The following is a 10,519-nucleotide window of genomic DNA, read 5'->3' as shown; positions in this document are numbered from 1 at the left end:
CGTCGAAGGTTGCGAAAGTGGCTTTCGCAACCCCTTCTTCGGCGCGACCACCACTCGGCCCTCAGGAAGACCATTTCCTTCAAGGAGAAAGGCATCCACCATGTCGCAGGACGTCCGCGGTGAGATCCGCGGCTTCATCGGCGCGAAGTTCCCCAGCCTGTCGTTCACCGACGAGCAGGACATCTTCGCGCTGGGCTTCGTGAACTCCCTGTTCGCGATGGAGCTGGTCATGTTCATCGAGAAGGCGTTCGCCACGCGGATCCCCAACGAGGAACTGAAGCTGGACAACTTCCGCACCGTCACGCGGATGACCGAGCTGGTCGAGCGGCGCACCGCCGCGGCCGCGCACTGAACGGAGAACGACGTGAGGGCGAGGACACGGCCCGAAACGCCGGCGGTCGAGGTGGTCGGGCGTTTCGTCGACGAGGAGGTCGGCCCGCACGCGGACGCGTGGGACCGGGCCGAGCGCATCCCCCCGGAGGTGCTGCGGCGGGTGGGGGAGCTGGGACTGTGGGCCCCGTTCCTCCCCGTCGAAGCCGGCGGCGCCGGGCTGGACATGGTCACCCTCGGGCGGCTGCACGAGGAGGCGGGCCGCGGCTGTTCTTCGCTGCGGAGCCTGCTCACCGTGCACACGATGGTGACCGCGACGGTCCACCGCTGGGGTGACGACGAACAGCGCGAGCGCTGGCTGCCCGCGCTGTCCGACGGCGCGACGCTGGGCTCGTTCTGCCTGACCGAACCGGACTTCAGCGGCAGCGACTCGACGGCCGCGGGCACCGTGGCCGTCGCCGAGAACGGCGTCTGGACCCTGCGGGGACGCAAGACCTGGATCACCGGCGGCCAGGTCGCCGGGCTGCTGCTGGTGTTCGCCGGCACGGCCACCGGGATGAGTGCGTTCCTGGTGCCCGCAGAGCATCCGGGGGTCCGGGTGACGCCGGTCCGGCACATGCTCGGCACCACGGCGAGCATGCTGGCGACCATCGAGTTCGACGACGTCCGGCTCGACCCGTCCGCGCTGGTCGGCCCGCCGGGCTGGGCGGCGGGCACGGTGATGACCGGCGCGCTCGACCTCGGGCGCTACAGCGTGGCGTGCGGTTCGGTCGGGATCGTGCGGGCGGCGCTCTCGGCGTCGGCCGCCTACACGTCGGCGCGTTCGGCGGGCGGCGGGCTGCTGCGGGATCTGCCGCAGATCCGCGCCAAGATCAGCGAGATGGTCACCGCGCGCGACGCCGCGCGCCTGCTGTGCGAGAAGGCCGGACGGCTCAAGGACGCGGGCGATCCGGCGACCATCATGGCGACCTGGGTGGCCAAGTACTTCGCGTCCACGGCCGCGGCGAAGGCGGCTTCGGACGCGGTCCAGATCCACGGCGCGAACGGCTGCGGCCCGGACTATCCGGTGGCACGGCTGTACCGCGACGCGAAAGTCATGGAAATCATCGAGGGCAGCACCCAGATCCAGGAGCTGACCATCGCGGACGAGGCGTACCGGGAGGTGCCGGGATGACCGGGGTACTGGAGAAACCGAAGCGCGGCCGCATCAAATGCGTCGTGTGGGATCTGGACAACACGCTGTGGGACGGCACCCTGCTGGAGGACGGCGAGGTCACCGTACGCCCGGAGGTCGTGGCGGAGATCAAGCGGCTGGACGAGCTGGGCATCCTGCATTCGGTGGCCAGCCGCAACGACCACGAAGCGGCGATGGCGCGGCTGAAGGCGGCCGGACTCGACGAGTACTTCCTGTACCCGCAGATCAGCTGGAACCCCAAATCCGGTTCCGTGGAACGGATCGCGAAGGCGCTCAACATCGGTCTCGACGCGATCGCGTTCGTCGACGACCAGCCGTTCGAGCTGGCCGAGGTCGCGCACGCGCTGCCTTCGGTCAAGACCGTCGACGTGGCGAAGCTGGGGGAGGCACTGGCGTCGGAGGAGTTCCGGCCGAAGTTCGTCACCGACGAGTCGCGGGTGCGCCGCGAGCTCTACCGCGCGGCCGCCGTGCGGGAGCAGGTCGAACAGGACCACGAGGGCACCAGCGAGGAGTTCCTGTCCACTTTGGACATGAAGTTCACGATCGCCCGTGCCCAGCGGGAGGATCTGCAGCGGGCCGAGGAACTGACCGTCCGCACGAACCAGCTCAACTCGACCGGCCGGACCTACTCCTACGACGAGCTGGACGAGCTGCGCACCTCGCCGGACCACGTGCTGCTCGTCGCGTCCCTTTCCGACAAGTACGGCGGTTACGGCAAGATCGGCCTGGCGCTGGCCGAACGCGGCGCGCCCGCCTGGCATCTGCGGATGATGCTGATGTCGTGCCGCGTGATGTCGCGCGGGGTCGGCACGGTCCTGCTCAACCACATCATGGGGCTGGCGAAGGAGGACGGCGCGAAACTGCGCGCGGACTTCGTCGAGACCGGCCGCAACCGGGTCATGTACGTGACCTACGCGTTCGCGGGCTTCACCGAGATCTCGCGGGACGGCGACCGGCTCGTCCTGGAATCCGACCTGAGCACGATCCAGCCGCCGCCGCCCTACCTGACGATGGAGCTGCGATGACCGCTCCGAGCACGGCACGTCCCTGGCTGCCCGGCGGGCTCCCGCCGGCCGGGGTGACCAGGCTGTTCTGCTTCCCGCACGCCGGAGCGAGCGCGGCGGTCTACCGGGACTGGGTCCTCGCGGCGGGGGACGAGCTGGTCGTCCTGCCGGTCCAGCTGCCCGGCCGCGCCGAACGCGGTCGCGAGACACCGCACGAAGACGTCGAAAGCCTGGTCGAGGCGGCGATCGAGGGCCTCGGCGACGCGCTCACCGGTGACTTCGCGTTCTTCGGGCACAGCGTCGGCGCCCTGACCGCGTACCTCCTCACCCGCAGGCTCGCCGAGCGTGGGGCCACGCTGCCGAAGCACCTGTTCGTATCCGGGCGGGCGGCCCCGCAGCTGCCCGACACCCGGCTCCAGCTGCGGGCGCTGCCCGACGAGCGGCTCGCCGCCGAACTGCACGCCCTCGGCGGCCTGCCGGACGTCCTGCGCCGCGAGCGCGAGCTGCTGGCGATGTTCCTGCCGCTGATGCGGGCCGATCTGGCGGTCAACGAGACCTACCGGCATGTTGCGGGGGAGCCGTTGCCGGTGCCGCTGACCGTGTTCGGCGGCGACCGCGACCCGCGGGCCGATCTGGACGAGCTGGCGGCGTGGCTCGAACTCGCCACCGACTCGACGATGGTGACCTACCCGGGCGGACACTTCTATCTCGAGCAGCACAGGACGGCGCTGCTGGACGTGATCCACCGGAAACTGGGCCGATGACCACGCAGTGGTTCTCGGCGTGGAAGCAGCCCTCGGGCGCGCTGGGGGAACGGCTCCGCCCCGGCCGGGACGTGCACGTCTGGCGGGTCGCGCTCGCGCGGGTGCTCGCCCCGGGCTCGGCCGAGACCTACGGTCTGCTCGGCGCCCTCTCCGAAGACGAGCTGCGCCGGGCCGCCGCCATCACGGTGGACGAGGAACGGGCCCGTTTCCTGGCCGCGCACGTCGCGCTGCGCGACATCCTCGCGTCCTACACGGGCACTCCACCGTCCGAGCTGCGGTTCACCCGCGACGGTGACCGGCCTGCCCTGGACGGCACGACCGGGATCGAGTTCAGCCTGTCCCGGTCCGGCACGCTGGCGCTGGTCGCCGTCGCGGACGGCGTCCGGGTCGGCGTGGACGTCGAGGAGGTGCGGGAGGTCGACCACGACGGCCTCGCCGCGCGGGCACTGCGTCCGGAAGAGGCCGCCGCGGTCCGCGAGCCGCTGACCTTCTTCCGGTACTGGACCTGCAAGGAGGCCTACCTAAAGGTCGACGGCACCGGGCTGGCCGGACTGCCGGGGCCCTCCTTCACCCTCACCGGCGGCGACGTCGTACTCGACGGCCGTCCTGAATGGACGATCACAGAACTGGACGCCGGCGCCGGCAACGCGGCCGCGCTGGCCGTCCCGGCGCGCCCGGTCACCGTGCGCGCCTTCGACTGGCTTCCCGGCAGGCGGCGAACGGCCGGGGAGCACCGGAAAGGCGGAGTGAAATGAGCGACCCGAAAGCGGAGCTCGAAGCGTTCATCCAGACCACGGAGTTCAGCTGTCTCGGGGCTCGCGCGGCGTTGAAGAAGGGCTCGATCGTCCACGGTCACTACCCGGCGCTGGGCGATCCGGAGTCGGCGCGTGCCCACTACCGCGACATGCTCGGCTACGCCCGCGACATCCGGCCCACGTTGTCGGACAAGAGTTTCCGCACGTTCGTGTCCACCTTCGAGGAGCCCGGCGGGGTTCTCGGCGAGGAGGAGTACGAACGCCTGCTGTGGCGCCATCTCCAGCTCATCCACGACATCGACAGCCGCACCTACGGCCTCGACGAGGGCGCCACGTCGGATCCCAACGAACCGAACTTCGGGTTCCACGTCGCCGGTCACTCGTTCTTCGTCGTCGGCATGCACCCCGGTTCCTCACGGGCGAGCCGCCGGTTCTCCCGGCCGGCGATCGCGTTCAACTCGCTGATGCAGTTCATGTTGCTGGGCGACAAGTTCTTCTCGATGCAGGACGCGATCCGCAAACGCGAGACGACCAACAACGGCTCGGTCAACCCGAGCTTCACCACCTACGAGTACCAGATGCCGTCCCGGCACTTCTCCGGGCGGATGACCGAAGAGGACTGGAAGTGCCCGTTCACCTCGCGGCACGAGCCCTCTTCGGTCAAGTACACCTCGGACGTCATGCAGCGCCCCACCGGCTGATCCCGTCACGACAAAGCCCCCGTCCGCTTCGGCGGCCGGGGGCTTTTCGTCTTGCGGCGACCCGTAACTCACGTGTCCAGAGGCGTAACTCACGTGATCAGAGCCGTAACTCGCGTGATCAGAGCCGTAACTCGCGTGCTTGGAGGCGTAACTCACGTGATCACGCGAGTTACGCCTCCAAGCACGCGAGTTACGTGTTCAAGCACGCGAGTTACGTCTTCTGGCCCGGTGGCGTTCCGGTCAGGCGAGGGCTTCGACGCGGCGCGGGGCCGGGCGCCGGAGCAGCGCGGTGCGGGTCGCGCGCGGGATCCGCTGGTAGACCAGCTCCCGCAAGGTCGCGCGGCGGAACGTGTAGCCGTCGTCGTCACGGCGCAGCACCGCGAGGCTCGCGAGCCGGGACAGCGTCCCCTCGATCTCGGCGGTGTCGCGGCCGCAGACCGCGGCGACGTCCTCGGCGGTGAAGGCGTCCCCGGTGAGGCTGGCCGCCTTCAGCAGCGACTTCTCGGCGGCGGGCAGGTTGTCGAGCTGCGCGGCGAGCGCCCGGCGGACCAGCGGCGGCGTCATCGCCTGGCCGAGCCCCGGAAACGGGGTGGTGCGGCCGTGTACCTCCTCGGCGTACGCGTGCGCGAACCTGGGGTTACCGCCGATCCTGGTGATCAGTTCCTGCCTGCCGCGGATGAGCCGGGCGGTGCCGGGCAGCAGCTTGTCGAGCAACTTGCCGACGGCGTCGTCGGCGAGCGGGGCCAGCGTCACCGTCGTGCCGCATCGCTCGCCGTGTTCGGCTTCCAACAGCCCGGGCCGCGCGGACGCGACGATCAGCACCGGCAGCCCGGCGCAGGCTTCACCGAGCCTGTCGACGGAGTCGCGGGTCTCGGAGTCGGCGCGGTGCAGGTCATCGGCCAGCACGACCAGCGGCCCGTAGGCGGTCAGTTCGGTGGCAGCGGCCCGAAGCGCCGCGTCACCGCCCTCGGTACGCAGCCGGGACGCGGTCTGGGGGAGGAGCCCGGGAACGACGGCGAACGCCTCGGTGACGTCGGCCCCGGCGTCCAGTACCCGGATCCGCGGCTGCTCGGACAGGGTCTCGGCGAACTCGGCGAGGAGTCGTGTCTTGCCGATCCCGGGCTCGCCGAACACCGTCACCCGATGCGGGCGCCGGCCGCGCTCGACGAAACCGAGCAGGTGGGTCAGCAGGTCGCGGTCATGGTCCCGGCCGACGAAGCCGCCGGGTTCGGCGGGTTCGGCGATCGGATGCTGACGGGCCGAGACGGCGTGCCACCAGCCAGGCGAGTCTTCGGATGCTTCGTGCACCACAGCGGGCTCGGAGGCTTCGCGGACCGCGTCCGACACGCGGATCCGGCCTTCGGGCGCGCGGAGGGCCGAGCGGACACAGCGGTCCAGCACGGGGCCCGCCACCTGCCCGGGGCCGTCGGCGGTGAACTCGACGAGGACGTCGCCGCTGTCGACCCCGATCTGGGTCGCGATCCCGGCCGTGGCCAGCCGATCGAGGATCCGCAACGCCGTCCGGGTCGCGTGGACGGCGTCGTCGTCACCGGTCCGGGGAAGACCGAACAGGGCCAGCACGACCGGCCCCGACTCGCCGGGCAGATACGCGCCCGCGGCGATGGCCTCCTCCTCGACGACGGTTCGCAACCGCGCCTGCGCCTCGACGGCTTCTTCCGGGTCGTCGTCCGGCGTGGCGAGGGCGACCCCGACCGCGACGACCGGCTTCCGTTCGCTCTCGACGGGTTCCGTACGAGGCAAGGCGATCACCGGCGCGGGTGTGAAGGGCAGCGGCTCGACCACCGGGGCGGGCTCGGGTTCGGGACGCGGCGCCGGATCAGGCCGCCGGGTGAGCAGGGTTTCGTCGTGCTGGAGGATCGCGCGTTCCAGCTCGCGCAGCTCCTTGCCCGGCTCCAGGCCCAGCCCCTCGGCGAGGCTGGCCCGCGTGGCGCGGTAGACCTCGAGCGCGTCCACGTGACGGCCGCAGCGGTAGAGCGCGGTCATCAGCTGGGCGTTGAGCCGCTCGCGGTTCGGGTTGGCCTCCGCCAGCCCGCGCAGATCGGTGAGCACCTCGTGGTGGTGTCCGCGGTCCAGCTCCAGCCCGAAAAGATCCTCGTGGACGGCGATCCGCTGGTCCTCCAGCGCGACCAGCTCGGGCCACACCACACCGGTCTCGGTGAGGTCGGCGAGCACCGGGCCACGCCACAGCGAGAGCGCGTCGCGATAAGCCGACACGGCCTGCTCGACCTCACCCGCCGCCTGCGCCGTCCGCCCTTCGGCGGCGAGCCGCCGGAACCGGGCGGCGTCGACCTGCTCGCTGTCGACGCGCAGCAGGTAACCGGGCGCGTGCGTGAGCAGCATCGCCTGCTCGGTGGCGCCGGTCCGCTGGGCCAGCGTCGAGCGCAGCCCCGAAACGGCGTTCTGCACCATCTTGCGCGCGGTGGCCGGGATCTCGTCCGCCCAGATCGCCTGCAGCAGCGTGCTGGTGGCGATGACCTCGTTGTGCCGCAACAGCAGATAGGCGAGCACGGCCCGCTGGGTCGCTCCGCGCAACACGACCGGACGTCCGTCGTGCACGACGTTGAAGGGGCCGAGGAGGTCGAAACGCACGGGGTCACCACCTTGTTCGGGACTTGCGAAGACGATCTCCACCGTGGCCCCGCACCCCGCCCCCGGACAACGCCGCGGCGCGGATACTGGCTCGGTGCCAGTGGCACCCGAGAACGATGCCAGTTACCGCCCGATGTGTTGACTGTGGACGTTCGCACCTGCTAGACGCGTGCGCCCCACCCCGCATTTAGTCCTCTGAATGCGTCAGGTCAGGTATTCGCCGGTCAGGATCGCCGCCGCGAGTTCCACCCTGGACGTGTAACCGGTCCGCGAGAAAAGCCTGCTGAGCCTGCCCTCCACGCTCTTCTCGCTCGTTTCGAGGACGACCGCCAGCTGACGGTTGGTGAGGCCCTCGGCCACGAGGATCGCCAGCAGACGCTCGTTCTCGGCGGTCGTCTCCGTCCGGCCGGGCCCGGCGAAGCCGTTGTCGCGCAACAGTTTCCGCACCCGACCACGCCAGTACCAGGCGTCGACCTCGCCGAACAGTTCGTACGCCTCGGTCCACGACTGCTCCGGCCGGTGCCCGGCGAGGCCCGCCCGAAGGAGCGTCATCGCCGACTCGTAGGGAACGTCCAGGCGTTCGCGCGCGATGGCCGCGGCGCGCCGGGCCGAGGCGGGTTCGCGATGCACCGCCGCGCGGGCGAGGTAGTGATTCTGGTGCGCGCGGGCGGTGTCGAGCTGGGTCGCCGTGCGCGCGGAGCGCCGCACCCAATGTTCACCTTCGCGTTGTTTGTTCCGTGCCAGCGCGGAGCGCGCCAGGTCGGCCCAGAGGTCTTCGGTGCCCAGGAGATAGCCGCCCGCGTCGGCGCTGCGCGCCGCGGAGTACAGCAACGCGTCCGCGCCTTCGGTGTCACCGAGTTTGCCGAGCACGCTGGATTCGGCGAGATCGATCGTGTGCCGGATCCCGGCCGGGCGGCTGTCGGCGGCCAGCGCCCTGGCCCTGGAGAGCCTGCCCTGCGCGCCGAGGATCCGGATCGCGCATTGCGTCAGCAGGCAGTGCAGCGGCCGGGCCGGATCGGTGCCGCCCAGTATCGTCCGCCGGGCCAGTTCCATCGCCTCCGGCCAGTCCCCGCCGAGGTAGTTCAGCGCGAACAGATTGGGCCCCGGCAACTGGTCCATGCTCATCCCGGCCTCGGTGATCAGCCGCCGCGCCTGCCGGAGTTCTCCCAGTTGCAGCAGCATCTCCACCTCGAACCGGCGCTGTTCGATGCGGTACTGCGGAAGATGCGCCGCCCGCCACAGTTCCGGATGCGCGATGAGCGCCTGCAGCTGGGACGTGTCGCCTAGCACGACCCCACAGGCCGCGAGGAAGATCATGCCGAAGTCCGCGGTGATGTCGTTGCTGCCGGTCCACACCGCGCGCGCTCGCTCCAGCAGGTCGCGCGCCTCGATCCACCGATGGCTCAGCACGAGGGCATAGGCCCGGTTGATGACCATCAGCGCCGGGTCGTCCGGGAGCACCGGCGACGCGCCAGCGGCGATCTCGGCGAGCTCACCGAGGTCGCCACGGGCGGCGAGCCCGGAGATGAACACGACCGAAAGTTCCTGTGCCTCCGCGGGTTCGAGGTGGCCGAGATGTTTGCAGAGCACCTGCCGCGCGCAGTCCCCGGCCTCGGCCGCCCGGTAGTGCAACGCCTTCGCCGCGCTCAACAGCATCAGCACGACCGTCCGCGCCGGCGGTTCGGTCACCCAGGACAGCGTCGCGTGGAGCCAGCGTTCCGCCTTCGCGCCGTCGGTGAACAGGACACGCTTGCCGTTTTCGAGGAGTTCGCGCGACGCGCGGCTCGTGTCGACGAGCGACCCGGCCTGGGTGATCCAGTCGAGCACCACGTCCGGATCCGACGCGGACCCGGAGCCGGACCACACCGCCTGGACCGCTTGCGCGGCCAGGCTGCGCGAGGCGTACGGCCCGATCTTCGTCAGCAGGGCGTCTCGCACGGCGGGGACCCGGAATCGGTGCCCGCCGTCATGCTCCCGCACCAGGACACGTTCGGCGACGAGCCTGTCGAGCACCGCCCGGAGATCGTCCTCGCGCCAGCCGAGCGCGGTCGCGGCCAGGCCGGGGGCGGCGGTGCCGAGCGGGCAGAGCACCGCCATCGTCTCGGCCACTTCCCTGACGCCGCCACCGGCCTCGGTCACCGCCAGCAGGAGTGGATGCTCCTCGGTGGCCACCGGCTGGTCGACCCGCTCGACGCGATACGCCGTGCGGTCGACGATCCGCAGGGCCCCGGCCGCCCGGTAGCCGCGCACGAGCGCGGTCAGAGCGGCGGGATTGCCCCGGGCGGCGGTGTGCAGCTCGCTCACCAGGCCGTCGTTCGGCAAGGCCGAGACCAGTCCCGTCAGCAGTGACCGCGATTGCGCGCGCGAAAGCGGCCGGAGGAACCGCAATTTCGCGCGCCCGCTCGCCACGAGCCGGGCGAAGGCACCCTTCAACGCCGGACTCACGGACAGGTCGTCGCCCGCGCCGATCCGCACCGTCGCGACCACGCTGATCGGTGTCTCCGCCGTGCAACGGTGCAGCAGCGCGCTCACCAGCCGGGCGGTGTGCTCGTCGAGCCACTGTGCGTCGTCGACCAGGACCACCAGCGGCGTCTGGACACGGAGGAGCGCGAACACGGCGGTCGCGATCTTCGCGACGGTCTCCGGGGTCGGCGTGGTCTCACCCGCCCTGGCGAGCATGGCCAGCACGGAACGCCGTGCGGGCTCCTCCTCGGCCCGGTCGCCGCCGAGCAGGACGAGCAGCCGGAAGATCACCCCGTACGGGAGCGTCCGGTCGAGCTCGGCCAGCCGCACCACCAGCACCTTGGCCGACGGGGTGAGCTCCTCGGCGAGCTTGTCCAGCACCGTGCCGCGGCCGCAGCCCGGCTCCCCGGCGAGCACCGTCAGCGGGGTCGTGCCCAGCACCGCTTCGTCCCGCAGGATCCCGACCTCCCCGACGCGGACGTCCGCCCATGGTCCGGTCCCGGCGCCCGGGTGCCTGGTGCTCATGCGCCCAGTTCACCAGGACGGGACCGGGCCGGCCGTCACCCAACCGTATGAATCGGGCGATCGAGGCCCTCCCGTGCGCCCAGTGGCCGGTGATCACTCCCGGGAACCGGCGGTTACCCGGCCGTCGACAAACCGGCCGGTATGCTGAGTGTCCGCACGAGAAGGGGCCGGC

General features: G+C 71.1%; 8 protein-coding genes. 6 read left to right on the top strand and 2 right to left on the bottom strand.

Going from position 1 to position 10,519, the window contains the following annotated elements:
• The first annotated feature begins 100 nt into the window (after positions 1–100).
• Genes NQK81_RS07580 through gntA form a run of 6 tightly spaced genes read left to right on the top strand, consistent with a single transcriptional unit; the run spans position 101 to position 4,749 of the window.
• The gene (locus NQK81_RS07580) at positions 101–352 is read left to right on the top strand and encodes an acyl carrier protein (RefSeq protein ID WP_007029786.1); all 252 of its coding nucleotides are present in this window, start codon (positions 101–103) and stop codon (positions 350–352) included.
• Between the two features lie 12 nt (positions 353–364).
• Positions 365–1,504, top strand: a complete 1,140-nt coding sequence (locus NQK81_RS07575) for an acyl-CoA dehydrogenase family protein (RefSeq protein ID WP_257487646.1) — start codon at positions 365–367, stop codon at positions 1,502–1,504.
• Positions 1,501–2,550: an HAD-IIIC family phosphatase gene (locus tag NQK81_RS07570; RefSeq protein WP_126735803.1), complete on the top strand. Its 1,050-nt coding sequence runs from the start codon at positions 1,501–1,503 to the stop codon at positions 2,548–2,550. The genes NQK81_RS07575 and NQK81_RS07570 overlap by 4 nt, the downstream gene beginning before the upstream one ends.
• Complete coding sequence (locus tag NQK81_RS07565; protein WP_257487645.1) at positions 2,547–3,293, top strand: thioesterase II family protein; 747 nt, start codon at positions 2,547–2,549, stop codon at positions 3,291–3,293. The genes NQK81_RS07570 and NQK81_RS07565 overlap by 4 nt, the downstream gene beginning before the upstream one ends.
• On the top strand, positions 3,290–4,048 hold the full coding sequence (locus NQK81_RS07560; RefSeq protein WP_257487644.1) for a 4'-phosphopantetheinyl transferase family protein: 759 nt from the start codon (positions 3,290–3,292) through the stop codon (positions 4,046–4,048). Before NQK81_RS07565 ends, NQK81_RS07560 begins: the two co-directional genes overlap by 4 nt.
• Positions 4,045–4,749 carry a guanitoxin biosynthesis heme-dependent pre-guanitoxin N-hydroxylase GntA gene (gene gntA / locus NQK81_RS07555; protein ID WP_126735805.1) on the top strand — a complete coding sequence of 235 codons (705 nt, stop codon included), beginning with the start codon at positions 4,045–4,047 and terminating at the stop codon, positions 4,747–4,749. Before NQK81_RS07560 ends, gntA begins: the two co-directional genes overlap by 4 nt.
• 240 nt (positions 4,750–4,989) lie before the next feature.
• On the opposite strand, the gene NQK81_RS07550 is transcribed toward gntA, so the two are convergent.
• On the bottom strand, positions 4,990–7,359 hold the full coding sequence (locus NQK81_RS07550) for an ATP-binding protein (RefSeq protein ID WP_257487643.1): 2,370 nt from the start codon (positions 7,357–7,359) through the stop codon (positions 4,990–4,992).
• Positions 7,360–7,563: 204 nt separating this feature from the next.
• Positions 7,564–10,347 carry an ATP-binding protein gene (locus tag NQK81_RS07545; RefSeq protein ID WP_257487642.1) on the bottom strand — a complete coding sequence of 928 codons (2,784 nt, stop codon included), beginning with the start codon at positions 10,345–10,347 and terminating at the stop codon, positions 7,564–7,566.
• Positions 10,348–10,519: the final 172 nt, after the last annotated feature.

Source organism: Amycolatopsis roodepoortensis, assembly GCF_024628825.1.
Lineage (GTDB): Bacteria > Actinomycetota > Actinomycetes > Mycobacteriales > Pseudonocardiaceae > Amycolatopsis > Amycolatopsis roodepoortensis.
Note: the sequence above shows the minus strand (reverse complement) of the source record. Positions and strands in the feature narration are given on the sequence as shown.

What these genes read in the sequence shown, in the direction of transcription:
- NQK81_RS07580 (WP_007029786.1), top strand. Translation starts at nt 101, where the DNA reads ATGTCGCAGGACGTCCGCGGTGAGATCCGCGGCTTCATCGGCGCGAAG.
- NQK81_RS07570 (WP_126735803.1), top strand. Translation starts at nt 1,501, where the DNA reads ATGACCGGGGTACTGGAGAAACCGAAGCGCGGCCGCATCAAATGCGTC.
- NQK81_RS07565 (WP_257487645.1), top strand. Translation starts at nt 2,547, where the DNA reads ATGACCGCTCCGAGCACGGCACGTCCCTGGCTGCCCGGCGGGCTCCCG.
- NQK81_RS07560 (WP_257487644.1), top strand. Translation starts at nt 3,290, where the DNA reads ATGACCACGCAGTGGTTCTCGGCGTGGAAGCAGCCCTCGGGCGCGCTG.
- gntA (WP_126735805.1), top strand. Translation starts at nt 4,045, where the DNA reads ATGAGCGACCCGAAAGCGGAGCTCGAAGCGTTCATCCAGACCACGGAG.
- NQK81_RS07545 (WP_257487642.1), bottom strand. Translation starts at nt 10,347, where the DNA reads ATGAGCACCAGGCACCCGGGCGCCGGGACCGGACCATGGGCGGACGTC.